Annotated in this window: 19 protein-coding genes and 5 pseudogenes; 6 read left to right on the forward strand and 18 right to left on the reverse strand. The window is 68.4% G+C overall.

Annotation, left to right across the window (positions count from 1 at the left end):
• Nucleotides 1-5: 5 nt before the first annotated feature.
• The 8 genes and pseudogenes from ACIBJF_RS36375 to ACIBJF_RS36410 form a co-directional block, all read right to left on the reverse strand.
• Nucleotides 6-890: a type II secretion system F family protein gene (locus tag ACIBJF_RS36375; RefSeq protein ID WP_399180341.1), complete on the reverse strand. Its 885-nt coding sequence runs from the start codon at nucleotides 888-890 to the stop codon at nucleotides 6-8.
• Nucleotides 887-1,837 (reverse strand): type II secretion system F family protein, encoded by a 951-nt coding sequence (locus tag ACIBJF_RS36380; RefSeq protein ID WP_399180343.1) that lies wholly within the window; start codon nucleotides 1,835-1,837, stop codon nucleotides 887-889. The genes ACIBJF_RS36375 and ACIBJF_RS36380 overlap by 4 nt, the downstream gene beginning before the upstream one ends.
• On the reverse strand, nucleotides 1,834-3,321 hold the full coding sequence (locus ACIBJF_RS36385; RefSeq protein ID WP_399180345.1) for a CpaF family protein: 1,488 nt from the start codon (nucleotides 3,319-3,321) through the stop codon (nucleotides 1,834-1,836). Before ACIBJF_RS36385 ends, ACIBJF_RS36380 begins: the two co-directional genes overlap by 4 nt.
• Nucleotides 3,311-4,138, reverse strand: coding sequence for a hypothetical protein (locus ACIBJF_RS36390; RefSeq protein WP_399180347.1), 828 nt, complete (start codon nucleotides 4,136-4,138; stop codon nucleotides 3,311-3,313). Before ACIBJF_RS36390 ends, ACIBJF_RS36385 begins: the two co-directional genes overlap by 11 nt.
• The gene (locus ACIBJF_RS36395; protein WP_399180349.1) at nucleotides 4,138-4,842 is read right to left on the reverse strand and encodes an SAF domain-containing protein; all 705 of its coding nucleotides are present in this window, start codon (nucleotides 4,840-4,842) and stop codon (nucleotides 4,138-4,140) included. The genes ACIBJF_RS36390 and ACIBJF_RS36395 overlap by 1 nt, the downstream gene beginning before the upstream one ends.
• Before the next feature lie 21 nt (nucleotides 4,843-4,863).
• Entirely contained in the window at nucleotides 4,864-5,763 is a 900-nt protein-coding gene (locus ACIBJF_RS36400) for an ATP/GTP-binding protein (protein ID WP_399180351.1), read from the reverse strand.
• Nucleotides 5,709-6,308 (reverse strand): hypothetical protein, encoded by a 600-nt coding sequence (locus tag ACIBJF_RS36405; protein ID WP_399180353.1) that lies wholly within the window; start codon nucleotides 6,306-6,308, stop codon nucleotides 5,709-5,711. The genes ACIBJF_RS36400 and ACIBJF_RS36405 overlap by 55 nt, the downstream gene beginning before the upstream one ends.
• Nucleotides 6,309-7,014: 706 nt before the next feature.
• Nucleotides 7,015-7,287: pseudogene (locus ACIBJF_RS36410) on the reverse strand (transposase); the annotation flags it as partial.
• Nucleotides 7,288-7,546: 259 nt separating this feature from the next.
• Here ACIBJF_RS36410 and ACIBJF_RS36415 point away from each other — a divergent pair.
• Both ACIBJF_RS36415 and ACIBJF_RS36420 read left to right on the forward strand, forming a co-directional pair.
• Nucleotides 7,547-8,161 (forward strand): TetR/AcrR family transcriptional regulator, encoded by a 615-nt coding sequence (locus tag ACIBJF_RS36415; protein WP_399180355.1) that lies wholly within the window; start codon nucleotides 7,547-7,549, stop codon nucleotides 8,159-8,161.
• A 194-nt stretch (nucleotides 8,162-8,355) separates the two neighbouring features.
• Nucleotides 8,356-8,508: pseudogene (locus tag ACIBJF_RS36420) on the forward strand (IS5/IS1182 family transposase); the annotation flags it as partial.
• Nucleotides 8,509-8,624: 116 nt separating this feature from the next.
• On the opposite strand, the gene ACIBJF_RS36425 reads toward ACIBJF_RS36420, so the two are convergent.
• Entirely contained in the window at nucleotides 8,625-9,593 is a 969-nt protein-coding gene (locus tag ACIBJF_RS36425; RefSeq protein WP_399180356.1) for a hypothetical protein, read from the reverse strand.
• On the reverse strand, nucleotides 9,590-10,237 hold the full coding sequence (locus tag ACIBJF_RS36430; protein ID WP_399180358.1) for a hemerythrin domain-containing protein: 648 nt from the start codon (nucleotides 10,235-10,237) through the stop codon (nucleotides 9,590-9,592). Before ACIBJF_RS36430 ends, ACIBJF_RS36425 begins: the two co-directional genes overlap by 4 nt.
• Before the next feature lie 72 nt (nucleotides 10,238-10,309).
• Between ACIBJF_RS36430 and ACIBJF_RS36435 the strand changes: the two genes are divergently transcribed.
• A complete protein-coding gene (locus tag ACIBJF_RS36435) occupies nucleotides 10,310-10,930 on the forward strand; it encodes a TetR/AcrR family transcriptional regulator (protein ID WP_399180360.1) in 621 nt (206 codons plus the stop codon).
• 430 nt (nucleotides 10,931-11,360) lie between these two features.
• On the opposite strand, the gene ACIBJF_RS36440 is transcribed toward ACIBJF_RS36435, so the two are convergent.
• A complete protein-coding gene (locus ACIBJF_RS36440; protein ID WP_399180362.1) occupies nucleotides 11,361-12,821 on the reverse strand; it encodes an FAD-dependent monooxygenase in 1,461 nt (486 codons plus the stop codon).
• 174 nt (nucleotides 12,822-12,995) lie between these two features.
• Here ACIBJF_RS36440 and ACIBJF_RS36445 point away from each other — a divergent pair, with 174 nt between their 5' ends.
• Nucleotides 12,996-13,658, forward strand: coding sequence for a TetR family transcriptional regulator (locus tag ACIBJF_RS36445; RefSeq protein WP_399180363.1), 663 nt, complete (start codon nucleotides 12,996-12,998; stop codon nucleotides 13,656-13,658).
• A 521-nt stretch (nucleotides 13,659-14,179) separates the two neighbouring features.
• Here ACIBJF_RS36445 and ACIBJF_RS36450 read toward each other — a convergent pair.
• The 4 genes and pseudogenes from ACIBJF_RS36450 to ACIBJF_RS36465 form a co-directional block, all read right to left on the reverse strand.
• Nucleotides 14,180-14,626, reverse strand: coding sequence for a nuclear transport factor 2 family protein (locus ACIBJF_RS36450; RefSeq protein ID WP_399180365.1), 447 nt, complete (start codon nucleotides 14,624-14,626; stop codon nucleotides 14,180-14,182).
• Between the two features lie 356 nt (nucleotides 14,627-14,982).
• Entirely contained in the window at nucleotides 14,983-15,393 is a 411-nt protein-coding gene (locus ACIBJF_RS36455) for a nuclear transport factor 2 family protein (protein ID WP_399180367.1), read from the reverse strand.
• 63 nt (nucleotides 15,394-15,456) lie between these two features.
• Nucleotides 15,457-16,218 (reverse strand): pirin family protein, encoded by a 762-nt coding sequence (locus ACIBJF_RS36460; RefSeq protein ID WP_399180369.1) that lies wholly within the window; start codon nucleotides 16,216-16,218, stop codon nucleotides 15,457-15,459.
• A 305-nt stretch (nucleotides 16,219-16,523) separates the two neighbouring features.
• Nucleotides 16,524-16,883: pseudogene (locus ACIBJF_RS36465) on the reverse strand (nuclear transport factor 2 family protein); the annotation flags it as partial.
• A gap of 106 nt (nucleotides 16,884-16,989) precedes the next feature.
• Here ACIBJF_RS36465 and ACIBJF_RS36470 point away from each other — a divergent pair.
• Both ACIBJF_RS36470 and ACIBJF_RS36475 read left to right on the forward strand, forming a co-directional pair.
• Nucleotides 16,990-17,671 (forward strand): annotated as a pseudogene (locus ACIBJF_RS36470) (IS3 family transposase); the annotation flags it as partial.
• Nucleotides 17,672-18,237: 566 nt separating this feature from the next.
• Nucleotides 18,238-18,783 (forward strand): hypothetical protein, encoded by a 546-nt coding sequence (locus ACIBJF_RS36475; protein ID WP_399180370.1) that lies wholly within the window; start codon nucleotides 18,238-18,240, stop codon nucleotides 18,781-18,783.
• A gap of 548 nt (nucleotides 18,784-19,331) precedes the next feature.
• Here ACIBJF_RS36475 and ACIBJF_RS36480 read toward each other — a convergent pair.
• From ACIBJF_RS36480 to ACIBJF_RS36490, 3 genes and pseudogenes are all read right to left on the reverse strand, one after another.
• A pseudogene (locus ACIBJF_RS36480) lies at nucleotides 19,332-20,245 on the reverse strand (replication-relaxation family protein).
• Nucleotides 20,236-22,866, reverse strand: a complete 2,631-nt coding sequence (locus tag ACIBJF_RS36485) for an ATP/GTP-binding protein (protein ID WP_399180372.1) — start codon at nucleotides 22,864-22,866, stop codon at nucleotides 20,236-20,238. The pseudogene ACIBJF_RS36480 and the gene ACIBJF_RS36485 overlap by 10 nt, the downstream one beginning before the upstream one ends.
• Nucleotides 22,842-23,201 (reverse strand): hypothetical protein, encoded by a 360-nt coding sequence (locus ACIBJF_RS36490; RefSeq protein WP_399180374.1) that lies wholly within the window; start codon nucleotides 23,199-23,201, stop codon nucleotides 22,842-22,844. The genes ACIBJF_RS36485 and ACIBJF_RS36490 overlap by 25 nt, the downstream gene beginning before the upstream one ends.
• Between the last annotated feature and the right edge of the window lie 439 nt (nucleotides 23,202-23,640).

Here is a 23,640-nt window from a genome sequence, read left to right on the forward strand (position 1 = left end):
GGGCGTTAGACGGTGAGCATGCGGATGACCGCGGGGAACGCCATCAGCAGCATCACCAGCACGGCGAGCAGCGCCCCGGGAGCGGTCATCTTTTCGCTGGCCGCGTTCGCCTCGGCGGCCTGATCGGCCAGCAGTTCGGCGTTGAGGGCGGCGGTGCGGGCCCGCAGTGTCTTGTAGACGGCGGCACCGTCGGTGGCTGAGCCGCGCATGATGTCGGCGACGTCGTCCAGGTGGGGCAGGTCGTAGGCGCGGGCGAGTTCCGCGAGTGCTTGATAGGGCGGGATCTTCTCCAGCCGGGCCCGGCGCAGTGCGCCCTGCACATACACAAAGGGCCAGCCCTCGCCGACCTCGGCGGCCTTCTCCAACGCCTGGGCGGGGCCGGCGTCGGCGGCCCGCTTGAGCGCGACCAACTCGAGGTAAGCGGACAGGGCGTGCGCGAACTCCTCCCGTGCCCGCTTGGCCTGGTCCCGCACGGCGAGATCCGGGGTGATGAACAGCAGGCCTGCGATGAGGAGTCCTGCGCCGGCGGGCATGTAGAACGGCACACCGACGCCCGCGATGATCCACGGAATCGTGGCGATCACCGGGCAGAGCAGTCCCAGCGCGGCGAGCGCGGTCTTCTTGAGCATGAACTGGCCCGGGCCTTGCCCCAGCAGGGCCAGGTTCGTGGTGGGGACCTTCACGCCCGGCAGCCGGTTCAGGCGGGCCAGCAGCCACCGGCCCCACACCTCCTCGCGGTCCAGCTCCGGCTCGGGCATCGTCAACGCGGCCGGGGCACTGCGCTGCAGCGCCGGCCCCAACGCCGGCTGGGGCTGCAGCAGTTCCCTGATCAGCAGGGCGATGCCGGCGCCGACGGTGCCGCCGCTCACAACGACGGGGAGCAGGTTCACCAGGCGGCTCCTTCCGGCTCGAGAGTGGCCAGGGGCATATCCGGCTTCGGTGCGGGGGCAGGCAGCCGGACGGTGCTGGCCGGGTCGGGAATGAGGAAGCGGGGGATGCGGCTGAAGGAGCCCAGCTGCCGCATCAGGGCGAGCACGCCGACGAAGGCGGCCGTCAGCAAGGCGAGCACGAGCTGGCCCAGCAGCGTGGCGTACGGCCTTGTGTAGGCGGGCACGAAGAAGCCGGCGACGACGACGCCCACGGTGATGAGGGTCATCCACCGCACGGTGGTGCGGGGCTTGGCCCGGTCCGCCTCGATGGCGCGCCTCTTGGCGACCTCCTCGCGGACGGTGCCCGACAGATCCTCCAAGGCCTGAGCCAGGCCCGGGCCGCGGTCGCCCGCCGACAGGATGAGCGCCGCGCCCACCTTGTCCGCAGTGACATCGCCCAGTTCATCGGCGAACGCGCGCAGCGCCCTCTCCGGCCGCCACCCCAGGCGCAGCCGGTCGGAGAGATTGATGATCTGCGGCGCGAGTTCGTCCGGCGCGCCCTGACGGCTGGTGATCATCGCCTGTTCCAGGCCCATGCCCAGCCTCAGCAGGCCGGCCAGCCGCTGCGTCCACTCGCTCAAGCCCTCCAGCTGGCCGATGCGCTGCTGCGCCATCTGCACCGGCGTGATCAGCCAGGGCACCCCGATGACAGCAGCGCCCAGCATGATGCTGGCGACGAAGTTTTTGCTGATCAGCCACGCGGCCACGAAGACCACGACGGCCGCGGCCGCGAGGGTGCGCCGGCGCAGCCGAGCATCCTGGCTTCGATGCGTGGCGCCGCGCAGGGCCTGCCAGCGCCTGAGCAGCGGAGCCCGCCCCGGCACTGGCGTGCCCATGACACCCGCTATCGCGCCGATCACCCCGCCGACGACGGCCATGCCGCTGAGCAGCCCGAACAGCCAGATCACCGGCTCACCCCCACCTTCAGCGGCAGCGGCGCCGTCCAGGCCCCGTACGACTCCTGCAGCAGGCCTGAGTCAAAGCCGACGCGGCGCAGGTCGTCGATGCAGGCCGGGTCCATCCTCGGCACCGCCCGCAGCTCCCCCCATTCAGCTCCGGGGGAGAAGATCTCGTTGGTGGCGGGCCGGCCCATCTCGCCGATCCCGGTCAGTTCCAGGACGTGGGAGACGTAGCGGTGGCGGCGGCCGCCGATCTGCGTCTCGTCCGTCATGTCGACGTACACGATGAAGTCCAACCCGTTGGCCATCTGCCGGTAGGCCAGCTGCTCGGAGAGGTTCTGCTGAGCGAGCGCATACAGCTCGGCGATCCGGTCGAAGACGATGTCCGGGCGACGCGCGTGGATGGTGCACAAGTTGCCGCCGGAGCCGTTGGTCAACGCCTGCATCATGGCGACGACTTCCGGTCCGCGGACCTCGCCCACCACGATCCGCTCCAAAGACATCCGCAAAGCGGGATGCATCAGGTCCAGCAGCGTGACCTCACCGGCGCCACGCCCGGCCGGGTCCTTCTCCCCGTTCGACTCACGCCCCACCAGGGAGACGACCTGCTTGTGGTAGCCGTCGGCATGGCAGAACAACTCATCCTCGCTCTGGATGGTCGCGAAGCGGCACTCCGGGTCGAACTCCTTGAGCATCGCCCGCATCAGCGTGGTCTTCCCCGCCTTCTGCTTCCCCGCGATCATGATGTTCTTCTCGGCGCGTACGGCGGCACCGAGGAACTCGCGCAGCACCGTATCGATGGTGCCCAGCCGCACGAGGTCGTCGAGAGTGGCCTGGGAGACGCGGTGCCGGCGGATGACCGCATACGTCATCGGCCCGAGCCCGGTGACGGCCTGCAGGCGCGAGCCGTCCTGCAGGGACAAGGCGAGCGTGGGGCTGGCGGTGGAGATGGTCCGCTCGCTGTGACCCGAGCCCCGGGCCAACTCCCTCAGCAACTCCAGCAGTTCCTCCTCGGAATCCGCAACCGGGCCCACCCGGCGGCGTTCGCCGTCGCCGTAGTCGAGCCACACCTCGTGCGGGCCCTGGATGATGATGTCCTCCACCCGCCCGTCATCCAGATACGGCTGTAACCGGCCGGCCCGAAAGAGCAGGTCATACACGGCGCGCCGCAGCGCCTCGTCTTCCTGCGGCGTCATCGCCCGGGCGTCGGACCACACCGCGACGGCCTCGGCGATCCAGTTCAGGCAGCGCTGCTCCTCGCTCGCCCGGTCCATAGCGGGCTTGGTCTTCAGCAGTTCCTCGCGCTGCTTGGCGACCTGGGAAGCAACCTCCCGGGCCACCCGGTGGTCGACGGTGATCTGAGGAACCGCCGTGCCGAGCACCTGCGCACTCGAGGCAGCCCCGGCAGCAGCCGGTACGCCGCTGCTGTGGTGCGCCCGCTGCTGGGGCGGGGGTGCCACCGTGGGGTCAGGGTGCAGGGGCCTAGCGTGCATGGGCGACCTCCCCGCCTGCCGTGCGCGCGGCCCGTGGATCGAGACGGGCCCGGCGCAGGGCGGCCCGCTGCACCAGCAGCGTGCTGCTGGTGCGGGCGGCCTTCATCAGCGGCGACCTGGTGAAGTGGCGCGGCTGTTCGGCGCCGTCGGACAGCACGCGGGCGTCCTTCGGCGCATACGGCAGGGTGGCGATCACCGGCACCTGCAGCACGCGCTGTACTTCACCCGCGGGATACGGGCCCTCATTGACCACCAGCACGCCGACGTCGCCTACACGCTCCTCCAGCGCGCGCACCCGGCCCTCTGCTGCCTGCAGGCAGCGCAGGGTATTGCGGACCACCACGAACGTGGCGTCGGCCTGCTCGGCCAGAACCCCCGAGGGCCCATACGCCCCCCGCCGTCCGAGGTCGATCAGGACGTCGTGGCCGCTCTTGGCCTCGATGCCACGGAACATCTGCGCGAGGATCTTCCACACCTGGCCGAGGCTCGCCGACTGCGAGGGATCGGTGATGCCGGGCAGCAGCAGCCGGTCGCGCGGGGAGTCCTGCTTGCCGTCCTCGCTGCTCAGGTCGATCAGCTGGCGCCAGAAGGCTTCGCTGAACTCGCCTTTGCGGGCGGCGACGGAGAGGTTGCGCAGCCCGTACCGGTCGCCGAGCGTGCCCTGCAGCAGCCCGTGCAGCACGGCGCCGCCGTCCGGGTCGCACTCGGCCAGGATCATCCGCCGGCCCGCTTCCAGCGGCCACGACAAAAGAAGGGCCAGAGCACTCGTGGTCACACCCGGCGCGCCGCTGCAGCCGGCGAGCGCGATCAAAGCCATCAGCTACCGTCCCCAGCGGTAAGGACCAGGCGCAGCGTGCCCGCCGACTCCCAGGCGGCCGCCGTGGGCCCGTCCGCGGCCAAGGTGGCGACATCGACGACCACGATCCCCGTGCCGGGGGCGGCCCCGGAGGCCTTCACGACCCGGCCCTGGATGGTCTGCGGCGCGATGTCAGAAGCCTTGCCGGTGTCCTCCTGGCCCTGGGCCGGTACGTGCACCAGCTCCACCTTCTGACCCGGCACCAGAGCGGTGGCCGGTACCTGTTCCGGCTTCAGCCCGATCGGCACCAACTGCTCACCGGCCTTCACCAACGAGTCCTTCGTCACCTGGGACGGCGCCAGCAGCGAGCCGGGCTTGAGCTCCACCGCCGCCCGCTTGCCCACCACCGAGTCCAGGTCTGCTGCGCGTACCGTCTTGACGGCCGGGTCCAGGGAAATGGAGGCCTTACCCAGGTCGCTCTCGGTGAGTACCTGGCCGACCTGTACGTCGCGGACCACGGTCACCACCTCGATGCGGTGACCGACCTGCAACAGCAGAACAGCAACCCCCGCACCTCCAGCAGCGATCAACGCCAGCGATAAGGCAATGACACCCGGACGGCGCCTGCGCGCCGCGACCCGTGGCGGAGTCACTGGTCCCGCTACGCGCCCCTGCTGAGAGACTCCGGTCGGGGTTATGTCTAAACGTTCGTGGGTCTTGCTCACAGTTCTGTCCTCCCGGTGGCGTTACCTGACGACCTGCACCTCGCCGACCGCCACCCGCACATTGGTCTGCCGGACCTCGGTGAGCTGGCCAGCTTGTCCGCCGCCTTGCCAGTTGATCGCCCACGTCGAGGTCGCGGTCACCTGACACTTGCCGTTTTGGGCACTAGCTGAAGTCTTGGAGTACACATGTCCGCAGGTCGGCGACTGGGCCAGGCTGTCGGACGCCTGGTAGGGCTTGCCCGGGCCGTTGCAAGTCACGGAGGCACCGTCACCCATCTGCCACACGATCTTCGACACCTTCGCTGTCGCGGTGACGGTTATCCCGCCCGCCGAGGCCGACGCGGTGTTCGGGCCGTAAGTTGTGGCGCTCTGGTTGACCCACAACCACATCGGGACACCGACGGTGTACTTCCCGGCTGCGCGGGGGCTGGCGATGTCCGGGCCGAGTAGCGTCATGGAGTCGACCGCGCGCTGCGCCAGTTCCTGGGGGTCGACCTGCGGCACTGGTGGCTGCCCCATCGGTACGACGACAAAGCCGTCCGGGTTCTTGGGGTCGCCGTTCGTGCATCCGTAGAAGTACAGGTCGTTCTTCTTGGGGTCGGCGCCCTTCCAGGCCGGGAATGCGCCCGGAGGCTTTGGGGCGACCTTGGTGTACTTGCACTCCATCTTGCTGTCGCCGCTGTCATTACCGCCTTGTGAGCCGCCCGCCTGCCCGCCGCTGCCGCCGTCTTCGTCACCGACGCCGACATCGACGCAGAACTTGATGACCTGGCACTTACCGGCACCGACGTCGGGATCCCCGCCGGCATGCGCGACGCCCGCCGGGGCCAGGGCCAGGGCGCCGGTGAGTACGGCGAGGCGCCGGGCTAACAGGCTTCCTCTCGAGCGGTCAACTTCGTGACCATCCACTTCGTCCCCCATTTTTCAAGCGTTGCGATGCTGGCGTATTTGATGAGCCGCGTCGTTGGCAGCGGGACCTTCTTCCTCGAGGCCTTGTCGATCAGCGTCCAGTGCGTCGTATCGACGCAGTCGGTGACCGTGGCTGTGGGGATCTTGGCGTCGGTTACCTTCACTACCTTCGGGTGGATCACCGGCTTGCCGGTGGTCACCTGTCCGGCCTTCTGCATGACCGAGAGGTCGTGCTCGATATCGAACAGCGCCCTCAAGGTGGTGTTCTTCTTCAGGTCGGTGCCCGCTGAGGAGGCCTTGCTGTAGGCCTCGGTCTGCGCGTCCCAGGAGCTGGTGTATGCCGCGACGATGGCGGCGTCCTCGGCGTCGACGGTCGAATTGGGGGACGGCGAGCCAGCTGTCTGAGTAGGGCTGGGCTTCGACGACGTGCCCGAGCCGCCTTCGCTACATCCGGCCAGCACCAGCAGACTGCCAGCGAGGAACAGTGCCGTTGCGTGCTTCCGGGTGCGAACAGCGGCGATATTGGTCCCCGATGAGCGTCGTTGTGTAGCTGTCACGTTGTCTCCCCGTACGACGCGGTGCGGTTGAGCGCCGCTCCAGGTCTGCGACATGCGGCAGCCCAGAGCCGCGGCCTGGTCCAGCTGCGGCAATGCGCTTGAGTGACCGCAAGATTACGCATATGACCGTCAACTTTCCCAGCTTGATACTGGGGTTCACTCACCCAACAAGAGGTGTATCCGGTCACTTTCGGAACCGGATGTTGATTTGCAGTCCTGTGTGTTCGCTCGTTGCACCCGCGTGTCTTGGGAGGTACTCGCGGGGTTGAGCCGAGTTGACGGGAGCGGGAATGGAGTCTCCGCACGTCTGTTTCTCGCCGAACTCGCGCGGGTGGCAGGCAATCGACGTGTCGCTCGGTGCCTCGGCTGGCGCGCCCTGGATGGCGGCGGCGCGCCGTTGGGGTGGGGGCCTGAGGTGGCAAGGGGGCGGCGGTGGCTGAGGTCTCCTGTCGGCTGCAGAGCCAGGGCGCGCCGGTGTGGAGGGTGACGTGCCGGTCGGGGATAGGGGAGCGCGCCGTGCTCGGGTGGGCGATGTCGAAGTTGCCGCTCCCGTGGGCCGCGCAGGCGTTTCCGGCACCTGAGACGGCCTCCAACTGGGTGGGCTGTTCGCAGCGGTAGGCTGCTTGAGGAGTGCGAATTGCATTAGCCTCGCGCTTGCCCGGGGCGGGTGATGGTGTCGTCGGGACGGTGGAAGGTGCTGCTCAGCCGGGGCGGCCAGGAGCGAGAGTCGTTCGAGGGCGGTGGTGATCTCGCCGGTCCAGGGCCATTTCCGGCTGAGGCGGAGAATCCTGCGTCGGCCGGTGGCGACGAGCTGGTCGGCCGCGGAGAACAGGCGGAATCGCAGGCGCCGGGGTTCCCAGAGGCGGGCCTTGCCGGTGAGGGCGAGCATGGGCATCCAGGCCTGCAGATCGAGGGGGATCTGGACGATCTCGAGCCAGACCTTGTTCTGGGCTGTCGTGTGCAGGGGCAGGTTGCGCAGCCGCTGCCTACCGGGCAAAACGCTGGGTCAAGCTCAGTTGCACACCGCCGTACGCTCAGGCGAGGCAGCAGCGCCACCACGAGCACCAGGTCGACGGCCGCGTGCACGAGGAATCGGGCAGCGGCAGGTAGGCGTGGGACCAGACCGACGGGATGCGGCCTGCGGCGACCCGGTGATCACGGGGCCGCCGCGCGCACGTGTGGCCTGGCCTCGCCCACCCATGTGGACCAGGTGGTCCAGAAGGGGTAACGTGACACCTATGGGCCGTCCCAGAAACTTCGACGAGAACCAGGTTCTCGAGTCCGTGCGCGAGCAGTTCTGGAACAGAGGTTATGCCGCGACGTCGCTGCAGGACTTGATGGGCGCCACCGGCCTGGGCAAGGGAAGCCTGTACGGGGCGTTCGGCGACAAGCGCCAACTGTTCCTGCAAGTACTGGACAGTTATCGCGAGGAGCAGCTGACGGGTGTCCGGCAGGTCCTCACTGGACCGGGACCGGCCATGCAGCGTCTGACGCTCCTTTTGGAAGGCGCGGCCAACGGCTTCGCGGAAGACGCGCAGCGGCGCGGCTGCCTTATGGTCAACAGTACGTCGGAGCTGCACAGCCAGGATCCGGAGGTGGTCTCCCGGGCTCGAGCGACATATCAGGGGGTGGAAGACCTCCTGATCGCCTGCGTGAAGGACGCGCAGCGGCAAGGAGGCCTGGATCCGGACGCCGACCCCCAGGAGCTGGGACGCCTGCTCCTCGCCGTCCTGCAGGGCATCGAGTTCCTCGCCAAGACGAACATGGACGGCTCGGCCCTGCTGCAGATCGGCCGCGCCGCGCTCTCCCACCTGCCTCGACCCCGACCCGACAGCACCCACCCCCAGCCCTGAGACCGGCGCGCCACGCCCTCGATCCGATGGCCATCGGATCGAGGGCGTGAGATGTCGTTCGCTCAGCACTGCGTGAGGCGCCGACACTCTCGTCGCAGCCAACACGCGCTCTCGGTACGACACTGCCTGAGCGGCCGCCGCGACGGTTCCTCGAGGCGGTCGTCGGGCTGGCAACGTTGAAACGCCGTTTCTGGTGGCTGCGCTCGCGGAACATCACTCCGTGCACCACGCGCAAGGGCATTGAGTCCTCCCGGCGGCTGGGCCGACGTCGTTAGACCGTGGAGTGGACGGTGACCTGGCTTGCAGGATGCCGCCGTCCGCACCGGCGCTACGAGCGCAGGGCCGAAACAAGGCCTTCCTCACCCTGCCGCGGCTCGGCGCAGAAGCCTGGCCTGTTGGGGCGCGATCGGGTCAGTCCGAAGCCGCCCTCTTTGCGGCCCCGAGCGCACCGCCGAGGGGCAGATCAGCGGTCTGCGAGAGCCTGCAGGCGGTCCGCTGTGCCATCCCGCCGCGCACGCCACACCCCGTACTTGGCCAGCAGGCCGTTGGAGACCGTCAGGAGAGTGCGGTACGGAGGAGCCGACAGACCCTTGGATGTATGGGGGGCGTAAACAGCGGTGCCGTCGTCGGTGACGTTGAGCCAGCCGGTCACCGTTCGCATGCCCAGCCCGACACACTGCGGCTCGAAGGTGTGGGCGAGGAAACCGGCTCTGCGTCCCCCGGGTGGCAGCAGGCCGTCGGGGACGTCGAGGTGCAGGCCCGTCTCGTCATGTCTGGTGATGCGCACCGGGACGATGACCGGAAAGGCGTCCTTGCCCTGATAGGCCAACAGCCGGTGGGGCAGCTTGTCGATCTGTCGTGCCAGGGCCGCCACATCCACGCGCGGCCCCGTTCCGTTCCTCGGAGGTTTTTGCGCGTCCGGCATCGGTGGCCAGGCGGCCCCGGTGACGTCGTGGCCTTCGCGGGCGGCCAGGTCCTCCCAGACGGTGACCCGCTCGAGCGGGACGTCGACGAAGACACGCTCCTGGTGGTACTCACGCAGCAGCCAGTCCCACAGGGGTCCGCGTTTCGTCGCGCCCAGAAACGGCTCGGAGGCCCGCATCAGCTCTGCCAACCGCTGCGGGGAGGGGCTCAGTTCGACCGAGGCCCTTCCTTGAGCGAGCACGTAGGCGTTGTCTGCTGCGAAGCCGTGCTTGCGTGTGTGGTAGGCGAGTGCCACGTGTGGGTCGCGCAGGATGCGTTCCAGCTTCTTGGGGAAACCGAGCGAGGTGGTGAAGCCTACGATGCCGGCCTCCCGGTCACCCAGGCCGACGGGCGAGACGCTGGTGACCACGGTGCCGCCGGCCGGTGTGACGTACGCGGCAGCAACGGTGAGGTCGCCCCTGATGGCGGCATCCGCCGCGTCCGGCCATCTGAGCGGGGCGAGCGTCATGACCCGTCCCGAAGGACACGAAGGTCCTCGACCGCCTGGCTGCGCATGGCGGGAAGCAACGGGTGCACCGGTTCAGGCAGACCCTTGAGGACCAGTTGGACCTCTGCCGAGGTACCGACCTCATCAAGGAATCCGATCATCAGGTGGCCGGCCACAGGAGGTGTGGTGGCGATGACTCGCTGGGCGAAGTCCGTCCAGGCCGCAGGGCTGATGTGGGCGCGCAGGGCTGGGAAGAGGATCGGCTCTTCGTGATCCAGGTGCCTGTGTACCACGTCCCGCACGGCGTCGGCCGCGGCGTGCAACTCGGACCGGATCGCCTCGTCCGACCCGGGACCGTCGGTGACGGCGACGGCGGCGAGGCGGTCAAGCGCCTCGTCCAGTTCATGGTGTTCGTCGGTGAGCGCGTCGAGCCCCTGGGCAGCGTCCGGAGCCGCGGAGAGGATCTGCGGCCACAGGTCGTGGTCTTCGGTCTCGTGGTGGTGGCGCAGGTTCACGACCAGGAAGTCGCGCAGCTGCGCGAGCGCTCGAAGCGGGACCGCGGGACGGTCGGCCGCCTCGGCCAGCAGGGTCGTGGCCACCCGGTGCACGTCGTGGGCCAGGCGGGTCTCGAGAACGGCTGCTGAGTCATTCAGATCTGTCGTCATGTACTGCATCCTATTCATTATAGGAGCCTATAGTCAAAATATTGACTTATCGTGAGGGCGTAGACTGCTTCCGTGACCGTTCGGAAATACACCTCACCCCGGCGCGCCGACGCTGCGGCCGCCACCCGGGAAGCCATCCTGACCAGCGCTCACGCCCTCTTCCTGAGCCGCGGGTATGTTGGCGTCACCATCGGCGAGATCGCTGAGGCGGCGAAGGTCGCCGTGCCGACCGTGTACTCCAGCGTGGGGAACAAGCCGACCATCCTTGCCGCCCTGCTGGAGCCGGCTCTCACCGATCCGGCAGTCGCCGACACCCTGGCTGCGGTCGCGGCGTGCGACGACCCCCGCACCGTGATCGCACTGACAGCCGAGGGCACGCGGATCACCCATGAACGGCACTGGGACCTCGTGTACGGGCTCTTCTACCGGAACCCGCCCGGCGAGCCCGCCGTCAAGGCGGTCCTGGACAGAGGCGCCGACGACTACATCCAAGCCCTGACCCAGGTAGTCGATCGTCTGGTCGACCTCGACGCCCTCGGCGACGAGGTCAGCCGCTCCGACGCCATCGACCTGCTGTTCTTCCACCTCGGCCCGCACGCCTGGATGACGCTGGTCGGTGAACGCAAGTGGTCTTTCGACCACACCCAGACCTGGATCGCCCGCGCCGCCTGCCGCGCGTTGCTGAGGAACTGAAGGGACCGGCGTTCGGCACACGGGGGTCCCCGGCAGCCCGGGTACGGAAGGCACGATCCGGTCACTACGCGAGCATGAGACTGCTGCCTGGTGGGTGTGCGAACACGCATCGACGTCCGTCGTCCACGGTGCGACCGTTCGGCTGCTGGAGCGTGCGCGGAGACGGGGTCAGGCACTCGCGACGAGAGACCTCCGTGAAAGACATGAGCACCTCACGTCCCCGATCGCCGGGCCGCGGCCACGCAACGAGGCAACTCTCCGGCACTCCGACAACAGGCCGCCTCACAGCAAACGCGGAGTCCGCCGCCACACGTGACCGAGCCCGGGTCTTCGATCCGCCGGCTCCCGGGGGCCGGGCGGCCATCCCCTCTTCCGGCCCCCAACACTGACCGTTGGCCAACGCGTCGAGGGCGTGGCGGCCGCTCCGCCCTCAGAAGGTAGCCGGAAGCCTCTGGAGCGCAGTGCACACCATGCCGCCAAAGCCCGCGCCCTCCGGGCGCTGTTCAGTCGCCCACCACACGTGTCCGTCCGGGCGAAGCACGGCGGCAGTGACCCCGGACCACTGTGCTCCCCCGGTCAGGGGCAGCCTGCTCGCATGGACCGCGATTCCCCTCTGCGCGGCCTGCGCCCTGACCTCCGGCGCCAAAGTTCCCTCGGCGTCGGTCAGAAGGACGGGCCGGCCGTCGTGCAGCAGGGGCAGGATGCCCTCCCCTTCCGCGTCGTGGGCACGGGTTCCGACGAGAGCATGCGCATCAGGGGAGGCAGGCCGGTAGGCCACGTCGAGGGCGGAGAGCGTTCGCGCGATGAGGCGGGAGAAGTCGGGCGCAGCGTCCACCGCCTTGCTGAGGAAGCGGCGCAGTGCGCGGACCTCGGGACCCAGACCGGTGATGAGGGCGGTCTGCGCGAGAGCGTTTTCCGCCAGATCGAGGCCGACCGGGTGCCGTTCGCCGTGATAGCTGTCGAGCAGATCTGGATGCGCCCGCTTCTGGACGACTGCGGCGAGCTTCCATCCGAGGTTCATGGCGTCCTGGATTCCCACGTTGAGGCCGACGCCGCCCGCGGGGAAGTGCATGTGGGCCGCGTCGCCGGCGAGGAGGATCCGGCCGTGTCGGTAGGCGGACGCGACCCTCGTGGCATTGCCGAACCGCGACAGCCAGACCGGGTGGTGCATGCCGAAGTCGGTTCCGGCGAGACGCTGGGTCGTCTCCCGCAGTTCCTCCATCGTCAGGGGCCCTTGGTGAGCGTCCTGGTTGAGGGGGTCGTAGCCCGTGACGCGGTACATGTCGCCCCCCAAAGGCACGACGATGAGGTGTCCACCGGCCGTGTGGGCGGCAAACCCCGGGGCGGGCGGGGTATCGAGAACGACCTCGCCCAGGAAACCGTAGGCCGTTGCGTCCGTTCCGGGGAACGGGATGCCGGCGGCGCGCCGCACAGTGCTTCCCGCCCCGTCGCACCCCACGACGTAGTCGGGTCGCAGGACATGGTCACCGTCGGGCCCGGACACTTCGAGTGTGACGGCGAAGGGGCCGGGCACTGCGTTCGTCACCGTGTGCCCGCGGCGGACGACGGCTCCGACGTCCGTGGCGTACTGCTCGAGCAGTGCCTCCGTGGCCGCCTGGGGGTAGGCCAGCAGGTAAGGGAAGGGCGTATCCAGTCCGCCCAGGTCAACACGCGACTCGAGCATCCCGAAGTGCCAACTGGGAAGGGGGCGTCCGGCGGCCTTGATGTCACGATGCCGCCCGCGCATGGCAAGCACTTCGACGGTGCGCGGATGGATGCCGAGGGCTTTCGAGTGCGGGCTGCGCTGCGTGTCGCGTTCCAGCACCAGGACGGAGACCCCGGCGAGGCCCAGCTCGTGGGCGAGCCACAGTCCGACAGGACCGGCTCCCACGATGACCACCTGGGGATCGGCGAGGGGGCGGGAACGAGCGGGAGAAGACATCCGATTCCATTTCTTCGGAGCACCGGTAGGCCGCTAATGACCAGATGGTCATTAGAAGCGTAGGTCGCCAGGCGCTAATATCCAAACGGTCAGTAGGGACTACGAGGAGGTGTGACCCACTCCATGCCCACTCCCAAGCCGGCAGCGCCCCGTCGAGTCCGGGATCCTGTTCGCCACCGTGAGGCGATCCTCGAAGCGGCCGCCCAAGCGTTCGCGGAAAGGGGTTATGACCGGGCCACCGTGCGAGAGATCGCCCGCCGGGCCGGAGTGACCCACGGCCTGGTCCTGCGCCACTTCGGCAGCAAGGAGGCTCTCTTCCTGGCTGCCGTCCCTGGTACGCGGGAGGTCGTGCAACTGGCCGACGAATCCGGTCAGTCACTGTCCACGCGTATCGCGCAGAGCTACGTGCGCCGACTGGAAGACTCCGCGGGCACCGACCCCTTCATCGCACTGATCCGCAGCGCGGCCATCGACGACCGCGCCGCAGGATCGCTATACCGGGCCATGGAAGACCTCACGTCCACCACTTATGGCCGACTTCTGAACGCCGACGCCGTTGAGCACCGCCTCCCGTTCGTCGCAGGGCTGCTCATCGGAGTGACGTTCAGCCGCTACGTCGTGAAAGCCGGTGCACTCGCCGAGATGAGCAGGGAATCCTTCACGGAGCATCTCGCCCAGTCCCTGGACGCGCTGCTGAGTACGGGCGACCCTGTCCACGGACACGATTCCAACGCATCTCGCCGGATGTCGGACGCAGCAGACTCATCTGCACAGCCTTCGCGCTGAACACGTCTCTTCGGCTCGACCGGCCGACCAAGGGCCGCCTTTACCCGATCGCGTCAGAAACCGACCCCACCGTCTGCCCACCACCAGTCGATCGGCACGGCGCGTCCGCTGACCGCGCTGTCAGCGAGGCTGCGTCCGCGTTCCCGGGGCGACGCCGCGCTGCAGGCAGGACAGGCAATTCGGTCCGCTGTCGCGGGGGGGGGTGCATGAACACCGACTCCCGTGTGGCCACGACAATTTCGATCAGGGCACCTTCGCCCTGGTCCACCACAAGTCCTCGAGAAGCGGAGGAGCGCACCACGCACGGCCCATTGCTGATCGCGATTGCGAAGCTCTGCCGTGGCTCTCGCACAAGCGCGCTGCGCGACCGGGAAGAAGGCCGTCGGGCGTCATCCGCTGATGAGGCTCTCGACCACGCCCGACAGGCTCCGGCGAGGCGGTCGCCGGCAGGGCGCCTCACCCCAGACTGCACAACGGCCCGCGGCAGCGACCAACGGGCCGTCGAGCGATCTTTGTGCCGACTACATGCCGTCGCGCACCGATTCGCCCCAGGCCACTCCGCGGGTGTGCGTACTTGCGAAATCCGGGTCCTCGTAGATGTGGACTCTTCTGATGCGTTCACCTTCGAACTTCAAAACGTTGCAGAAGAGTCCGAAGGAGGAGACACGGTCAGGGAAATCCACACCCGATGCTGTCGTCCCCTTCACCGCCTCAACTGCCACGTGATTTCCGGACGACAGCACTGTGAAACCGGGGATGTCGTGCTCGATCTTCGAGATCCCCCTACCCGGCCCCTGCGCAAATGTCCCAATCTGATCCTTACCGGCGGCGAATCCGAACTTCGGGAAGAACATCCGAGCATCATCGGTGAATAGATCCAAAACTGCGGGATCGGTGGCGTCCACCAACCGGAAGTAGTGGATAGCCACCTCTTCTCGCGTTTTCTTGAGATCGCTACTGCCGTTCATTTCTCCTCCTGGCGTGTCGCTCGCGCAGCACTTTCCGTCGCGCGACGTATGGGTGCTCGGGCACCGCACGAGTCATGGCGACTGCGGCGGCGAGCGCCACGGCTCACGCCGGCGGAAATGACACACCAGGCGGCGGGGACGCGAGCCGACGGACGTAATCCCCGGCGATCCGAAGGCCGGCGCGTCCTCGCGCCCCGGATGCACTCGACGCGACTGCGCCACCGGCGTCCTCGGCGACCCTGAACCTCCTCGACGAAGAAGGGAGGTGCGGGAGGGTTCGAGGGCATGGTCCCTCCCGGAGCGAACGCTGTGCGCCCTGGTCGCCGTCGCGGCTTGCCGCGAACCGCAAGGGCGAGTCATGCAGGGATGTCCGCCACTCCGTTGGGCAGCATCGCGCGTGCGGCTCGGACCAGATCCAAGGACTCGCGGAGGAGCTTGATCTTCCCGTTCTCCGCCACGAGGCGTCCGGCGTATGTCTGGCTGAAGAGGCGGCCAGCGGCCGTGGTTCTCTCCACCGACCACTCTCCGAAGACCTGATCCTCAGTCTCGATCATGATGTCCACCGTATCGAAACCGAGGTCAGGGATGACTTGTAGCAGTCCGATGATGAACTCGCGGATTGCTTCCGGACCGACTGTTCGAGTTGGAAGGCCGATGGATTCGAGATATGGCAGTTCAATGGCGCCGTCCTCGGCGAAGAGGGACGAAATGAAATTGGGGTCCGAGATATTGGCGGTGTAGGCAAGGAGTAGCCTGCGGGCATTCACGTGAATTGCTCATTTCATCTAAATGTAGCTACACAGGACTGCGACTGCAAGGACACTGAGGGCTCACCGGAGAACCACCGTCGCGTCCATCTCCCACATGAGTACCTCCGCACCCTCAGCGGCTGCGGTGATGCGCTGACCCTCGGCAGCCGTGATGCGCGCCGCATCTCCTTCAGTCAGCGCACCGGAGCCTTCCAAGGCGAGCGCGCCCTTGGCGACGAAGAGATGGACGAACGGCGCGGTCGCGATGTGCACAGTCTCGGCTGGGCGAAGCCGCGCCACGTGCAGGGCGGCGTGCTTCTGGCGGATACTGAGGGCGCGTGTGCCGGAGTGCTTGGGCATGCCAGATGCCAGGATCGCCCACCCGCCTTGCCCGAGCTGGGTGTTGATGTCCAACTGCTCGTACCCCGGAGCGACCCCGGCTGTGTCGGGCAGCACCCACATCTGGATGAAGTGCACGGGGTCGCTGTGTACTGGGTCGCCGGACAGCGTCCACGAGTCGTTCTTCTCGCTGTGAAGAATCCCGGCGCCGGCGGTCATCCGCTGGGCCAGGCCCGGATAGATGATTCCGTTGTGGCCGGTTGAGTCCTGGTGGACCAGCGCGCCCTCCAGGACCCATGTGACGATCTCCATGTCCTGGTGGGGATGAGTGTCGAACCCCGTACCCGGTTCGACGGTGTCCTCGTTGGACACGAGAAGCAGCCCGAAGTGAGTGTTGCCCGGATCGGCCTGGGCTCCGAAAGAGAAGGAGTTCCAGGACCGTAGCCAGGGAGTACGGGCGAGGCTGCGGGAAGAGGCACGGCGTATGTCGATCGCAGCAGGCATGGCGGTTCCCTTGAAAGGTGTGGGGTCGGGGCCTCGGCGCGGCGGACAGGCGCTGAGTCGGCCGCCGGCCACAGCGCATGCGGCACAACGGCCCCTGCTGCGGCCTCGGCGGAGGAGACGTGAAAGGTCAGACCCTCACTGCGCGTATGCCTGCGCAACCTTAAGGGTGTCTTCGTAAAGGTACAGCTTGGTGATCTCGCCGTCGGTGACCTGGAAGTGCATGGCGATGGGCATCTGGTAGGAGCGGCCGTACTCCTCGCCACGCGCGAGAACTCTCCGAGGAGGACGGCGTGGTCACCATCGACGACGAGCGCCTCGACATTATCGACGTTCTTCTCCGGGACGATGTTCTCGCCCAGCACGCGGAGATAGTCGGCGACCTCGGCGGGCGTCGTGCGGCGGCCGGTCCAGGGCAGTTGCGGGGACCCGGGCACGTACCAGTCGATCTCCTCTGCGAACAGCTCGGCGACGGCGTCAGGATCTCCGGCACCAAGCAGCCCGAGGAACTTCTCGACGACCTCACGTGTAGTCATGGTCAGGGCACCTCTCATGGCGGGGTTTTTGAAGAGAGCAGGCGGCGCGCAGCGCCAGTCGTGACGCCGACCGCCTCTGCACGGCGGAAGGCGGAGAACCACACGGGTGCGACGCCCAGGGCTTCGCAGCATCGCTATCGAGTAGAACAGATTCGGACCGAGCGGTCAAGAAATCCCTCGAGCGCTGGGGATGCGCCATCGGCCGCCTGCTCGAGCTACTCGGCGTCGGCTACATGATCGCGCCCTCATCCGCGCAGGACACCGCGTCGCCCGCTGCACCATCGAGCGGCTGATGCGTGAGCTCGGCATCGAGGGCGTCATCCGGGGACAGCGCCGACGCACCACGATCCCCGAGCCGGCCGCCCCGCGTCCGCCGGACCTGGTCAACCGACGGTTCAGCGCCCAGCGACCGAACCAGCTGTGGCTGGCCGACCTGACCTACGTCCGCACCTGGTCGGGCTGGGTCTACGTTGCGTTCGTCCTGGACGCGTACTCCCGTCGGATCGTGGGCTGGCAGGTTGCCAATCACATGCGCACGGACCTGCCGCTGGACGCGCTGGAGATGGCCCTGTGGCGGCAGAGGATCAAGAAGGACGCCGATCTCATTCACCACAGCGACCGGGGGCGCAATACGTGTCCATTCGCTACACAGAGCGATTGGCTGAGGTCGGGGCCTCCGCGTCGGTCGGCTCCGTCGCGGACAGCTATGACAACGCAATGGCCGAGGCCCTGAACGGCACGTTCAAGGCCGAACTGATCGAGCATCAGGGTCCGTGGCGTGACTTTGACGAGGTCGAGCGGGCCGTGTTCCAGTGGGTCGCGTGGTACAACGGCTCCACTCCGCCCTCGGCTATGTGCCGCCCGACGAGTACGAACAGGCGTACTGGGCGCAACTGGAGGAAGCCCCGCAGATCGCTTGATCACACGATCGCGGACTCCACGAAATCCGGGACAGCTCACCCTGATGCAGACGCGTTTCGCTGGCGGTTCGCAGGGGTCGGGTGTTCAACCGGGCACCGAGTGGATGGCGGCGTTCAGCCGTGACCGCCATACCCTGGCCACCGTCGCAGGGTTATTTGGGGACACCGTGACGCTGTGGGACGTCTCGGATCCAGCGCGAAGGAGGCGCTTGGGCACTCTGCGGGATCCTTCGGCGGACGTCGAGGGGCTCGACTTCGGCCCGGACGGCCGCACCGTGGCCACGGTCGGTTCGCATGTCTCGGCAGGTGGTCGCGGCGTTGGGCGGAGCGAGAATGCAATCTCCATCCATCGGTTTTTCGCCGAACTCGCGCGGGTGGCAGGCAATCGACGTGTCGCTCGGGGGGCCTCGGCTGGCGCTCCCTGGATGGCAACGGCACGCCGCAGGGGCGGTGTCGGCGGCCGGTGGAAAGTCTCCACGTACGGCCAGCTCGATTCTCCAACTGGCAGTCACACTCAGTAGCCTCGGTTGCCAATTCGGGAACATGACGCATGAAGGGTTGTGATCGTGGCACGTACCTGGCTGTCCATCCGGGTGGAGTTGGTCTCTGGGCACGGGGCAGACCTGTGGCCTCGCCCTGGCCGGCTCTTCGCCGCTGCGCGCTCGCATTCCTTCGCCCAGTTCGCCACGGCCATCGATCTCGCTTTCGGCCGCTGGGACCTGGCCCACCTGCATATGTTCACGTTGTCCGACGGCACCCGGGTCAGCCCTCTGGACTGGTGGGACGACGAGGCCCCGGACGGTACCGTGGACGGCCATGCCACCAAGCTGAGCAGGCTCCAGGTCGGCGAACAGTTCGCCTACGTCTTTGACATGGGTGACGACTGGGCCCACCTGTGCACGGTGGCGGAAAAGCGCATCGATCCCCACGATGAACTCGGCGTGACACCCGACCGTCCGGTTCCCTACTGGGGCTGGGGCAGCCTCCCAGATCAATACGCACGCCGCTGGGACGGGGACGACGGGGAGTCGCCGATGCCGAAGCGGCCAAGCCGAGGGCTCGGCGACCTGCCTCCGATCCTGCCGTGGTGGGGCGAGCGCCGCCGAGCATGACCCCACTCTGCGTACACGAAGTGGCCGCCAGCGGGGAATCGAAGCGGCCGCGGTGGGGAGCTGAAGTGGCAGCGAGCGGGGAGATCTGACTGGCCGCTGGCAGACGGGGCCTGGGGTGGCAAAGGTGTGGCGGTGGCCGGTGCCCAAGCGATGTGAACTGACTGGGGGCAGGGATGGCTTCCTCGTCCCACCTCGGCTGCAGAGCCAGGGCGCGCGGCGTCGTGAGTGACGTGCCGGTTGGGGATGGGGGAGTGCGTCGTGCTCGGGTCGGTGGTGCCGAAGTAGCCGCTTCTGTGGGCCGCGCAGGTGTTCCCGGCGCGGGAGACGGCCTGTATCCGAGTGGGCCATTTGCTGCGGTGGGCTGCTTGAGGAGTGCGAATTGCGTCAGGTGCTGGCGGCATGCGTCGTCCCCTAACTGTGGTGTACAGCAGTGACGTTTCAAGGCAGGATCCCGTCGTGTAGAGGTAAGCTATGTGTTTGCGTGAGCAAATTTCAAGGGTTTCGGGTGGAGGTGCAAGGCTGCGACATTGGGCCAGAGGGGCGTGGTGTCACAGCTCGGTCCACGGCCGCGGCTGGCCGCCTGCCAGAGGTGCCCAGATGTCGCAGGTGGGGCCGTGGTTTTCCAGGTCGTCCAGGACGGCTGCTCCCAGCGGTATCTCGCGGGCCAGGCCGGCCACGAGTGGATGATGGGTGACCATGGCCTTGAGGTCGCTGATGCGGTTGTCCATCGTCTGACGTGAGGCGCCGGTCAGTACGAACAGGACCCGGGGGAACACCGGGGTACCAGCGCAGCCAACCGGGATGGCCTGTCTGCTGGCGCCGGCCGGTGGGCTGCGGCTCGTACGTCCACAGCCTTGCGTACTCGATCAGCTTCGCGGCCAGCTGCTCGCTGCTCATGGTGGCGCGACCGGTCTCGACGAACGCCCGTAGCTTGCGCCGCTGTTCGCCCTCGAGGGTGTAGTGCATGACCGCGTCGGCCACGACTCTCTCTCCCTCGCCGATCGCGTGGAACACCTCGGGAGTCCAGTCCAGGTGACCGCGCTCGTCGCCGCGCCTGCGGGCGTCGGCGACGAACGCCAGGTGGGTGCGCAGGACGCTGAGGGCGTGTGGGGTCTTCAGTGAGGCGGCCGTCGCCGAGGTGATCGGATACGGGGGGCGGCCGCGGAGCGCGGGCCAGTCCCTGGTGGGTCGAGCGCCCTTCGGCGTGAGGTACCAGATGCGGGTGCGATGGGGCTGGGGCAGCACGACGAAGTTTGACCAGGTGCTCGCCGAGCAGATGGTTCAGGCGCTGGGAGACCGACTGGCGGGAGCGGCCTGGCCGCAGCAGGAGGCGCAGTTGATGGGTGGAGGCCAGGCGGTGCTGGGCGAGTGCGGTCAGGAGCTGATGCGCGAGGGATTCGATGGGGCGGGGCGTGAAGCCCGCCGCCGTATGTTCTTTGGGCTGGGCGGTGGTCAGGTCCATTCGTTTTTCTCCTTCGATAGGTGGACAGCGGCGTCGGTGGGGGAGTGTTTGGTGAGGAAGGCGGCGACGCGGCCGAGCTGTCCGGCGGCGCGTTCGGCGAGGGGCTCCAGCGGGAGCGCCTGGGCGTTCGCGAGGGCGGCTCTGTGCAGTGCACCGGCGTGCTGCGGGCGGGCCAGGGTGGCAAAGACGTCGTCGAGATGGGGCCCGCGCAGCTGGATGGGCCCGATGCGGCGGCCGTGCACGTTCATAGAGATGTAGTGCTCGAACCGTTCCATGGTGGCGATGCGGTCGGGGCTGGGGTCATCGCCCCACTCGGCGGCGATCGGCGCGACCGCGGACTTCGACCCGGCGGTGGTGGCCAGGGTGGAGGCGTTTTGCAGCAGGGACAGCCGCACCGGCGAGGGGAGGCGGGACAGCAGCTGGGTCATGCCGTGGATGTGGCACTTGTACTTGCGTAAGTCCTCGAACATCGCGGCGATGGTCTCCGGGGCCGCGCCGGTCAGCGTGATCAGCTCGTCGAAGTACGGGCGGAACGGGACCCGTTTTTCCTGCGGGGTGTCGCGCCTGGAGCGGGCGGCGCGCAGCAGGTCCCGGGCGAGCAGGGCGGTCAGGAGGCGGTCGGTGGGCCCGTTGCCGCCTGGGCACACCCACACGACCATGCGGGAGTCCATCGCGGCGCGGATGTTGTACACGCCGGCGGGCTGGCCGAGGAAGGCGCGGGTGATGGGGTTGGCGGCGAGACGGGTGATCGGGTTGAGGACGACGGCGAACGCATCGTGCGGCAGGGTCGGGAACACCACCTGCCACCATGCGCGGGTCTCCTCATCCAGCCGGTCCGCTACCGCGGTGAGCGCTGCTGTGCGGAAGGCGGTGTCGGTGAGCAGTGCCCGTATGTGGAAGAGCGTGGCCTGGTCCTGGGGCCGGCCGGCCTGGCAGGCGGCCTCGTTGATGGCGATCAGGACGGTGAGCGCGGCGGTGAGGATGGTCAGCGCGCGCGGGGCGGTTGCGTCGTCCCAGGCCAGTGCGGAGGCGTAGGCGTCGGCGATGGCCTCGACGACCTCGTGTGCCGCCTGTCCGTGGTGCATGCCGAGCGGATTCCACGAGCTCACTTGCGGGTGGGGGCCGAGGCCGCCGAGGTCGATCAGCGCGATCCGCGGCATGAGCGTCTCGTGGGCCAGGAACGGCAACGCGCGCGGCCAGGAGTCGCGGTGCGGGTCGACGAAGACGAGCCCGCCGCCGGCGTGTGCCCAGCCGATCGCCTGGGCCAGGGCCCTCTCCGTCTTGCCGCCGCCTGCCTTGCCGACCCCGACTTCGAACAGGGTTTCCTCGGCGTAGGTGGCGACCAGCCGCTGTCGGCCGTCCGGGCTTCGGTAGATGCCTTGCAGCAGCAGCTCGGGCTCGCCGAGGGAGAAGGTCGGCAGGTCACTGGCGAGTACCGGCAGACGGCAGTGTGTGGTGGGCGGCTTGAGCAGGCCGGTCAGTTCCTCCAGCCTCACCCAGTTCGGGCGGGGCGGCCGGCAGTGGCCGAGGTTCCAGCGGCGTTCGAAGCCGCGCCGGGTGGGCCAGTGGTCGGCACCGATCCGCCACGGCCCCAGCCGCCAGCCGCGCATGGCCCACCGTGAGCGGCCGCCGAAGACATCGAAGGCGGCCTGGAGTTGGGCCAGACGCGCCTGGGCGCGGCCGGCGGTGTTCGAGGCGCACATCACCAGCAGCTGGACGCGGATGAGGTGGTCGTCCTCGGCCAGCTTGCCCAGTGCTTCGGCCGGCTCGACGCGCCGGGGAACGGGCGGCATCACCAACCGACGGCCGGATCCCGGGCTGGGTTGATCGCTGAGGAGCTGCTGCAGCTGCCAGCCCCAAGAGTCTTCGATGCCGCCGGCGTCCTGGCGCAGCCAGCGTGCGGAGCGCTGGGCCTCGCGGCGTTCAGCGCGGCGCGCGGCGCCCATCAGTTGCAGACGGCGGGCCCGCAGGGCCCACTTCGGGGCGCGCTGGATGTCGAGCCGGATTTCGGCGAGGTCGCCGAGTTCGGCGCGCAGGTCGGCCACGGCGTCGACGAGCGGCTGGAGCGGGTCGGGGGTGAGCGGCACCTCACGCAAGGGCGCGGTGGGTTTGCCGCGCAGGAGGAACTCCGCCCGCACCACGTGGTCGCGGGGCTTGTCGAGGATCGGCCGGGCCCGCTCGACGGTGACGTCCGGCCCGAACGGGGTGATGGACAAAAGCCGTTCCCCGCCCGCCGGGCCCTCGATGCGGTAGCGCAGCGGCGTGCTGCCGTCCGCGCGCAGCCGGATCTGCACGGCCTTTGACCGGCGGGGCGCCCACCAGGGCATGGCCGTGGAGGCGCGGGCGAGCTGGACACCGCGGCGGAAGATCTCCTCCAGACTCGGGTCGAAGTGCCGGGTGGAGACGAGCTCCAGGGCCATCCGCTGGGCCGAGGCCTTGGCCGCGAGCCGGCGTACGACCAGCTCGCCCCCGCCCCAGCACACGGCGATGGCCGCAGCGAGCAGATACCAGTGGCCGTAGAGCCAGCCGGCAGCATCGACCAGGCCGGTGACAGGGCCGAGTGCCCGACCGGCCGCCGCCGGACCGGCTCGGTCGGTCAGGTACGGGGCTGCGGCATCCACGTCGCTGTTCCCTTCTTGATCGTGCGGGTGAAGTGCCAGTTGGTGATGCGCAGGTCGGTGAAGGTGCCGCCGCGGTCCGTGCCCGCCCACACCAGGTGGACCACCGCCCTATTGGGGCTGCCGTCGCGGCGGGCGATCGCGGCCTGGATGCGAAAGCGCGCGGTGGGGAACGCCGGCGCCACCTGGCGTGAGTCGGGGAAGAGGCCCGGCCACTTTGCGCGGCCGACTCCGGTGGCGTCCGCGCGCAGCAGCGCGCGGCCGTCGGCGAGCACCTTTCGTTCATCGGTGGCGGGAAGGTCGGCGGGCCAGGCCGCCTCCAGCGACCGCTGGATCACCTCATCACCGGCCGCGCCCTCGCCATGCGGCGCCAGAGCGGACTCAAGGGCCGACGGCGCCGATGCGGCAGGCGTCGCGGATGCACCCGCGCCAAGGGGCGGCTGGGCAGATGCAGCGGCCGCAGATGGCGAGGGAGACGAACCTGCAGTATCGCGCGAGGCAGGGGACGCCGCCGGGGCCGGTGGCTGCTGACCATGCGGCACGCCCAGCAGGGCGATGCCGGCGACGGCGAGGATGACGGTGCTCAATAACAGCAGACGCGGTGAGCGTGGGGTGTAGGTTCTCAACATTTCTGTCCGGCCGGGCCTTCGTGAGCTTGGCATTCGAGCTCCTTCTCATCGATCTGTCCGCAGGGTCTTCTCACCTCCATGTCCGGTTCTCGGCTGAGAACCGACATGGAGTGATGTCGCTGCGCATCCGTGTTCTAAGCCGTCCGGG

It is taken from the genome of Streptomyces sp. NPDC050743 (assembly GCF_044456925.1).
In the GTDB taxonomy this organism is placed as follows: domain Bacteria; phylum Actinomycetota; class Actinomycetes; order Streptomycetales; family Streptomycetaceae; genus Streptomyces.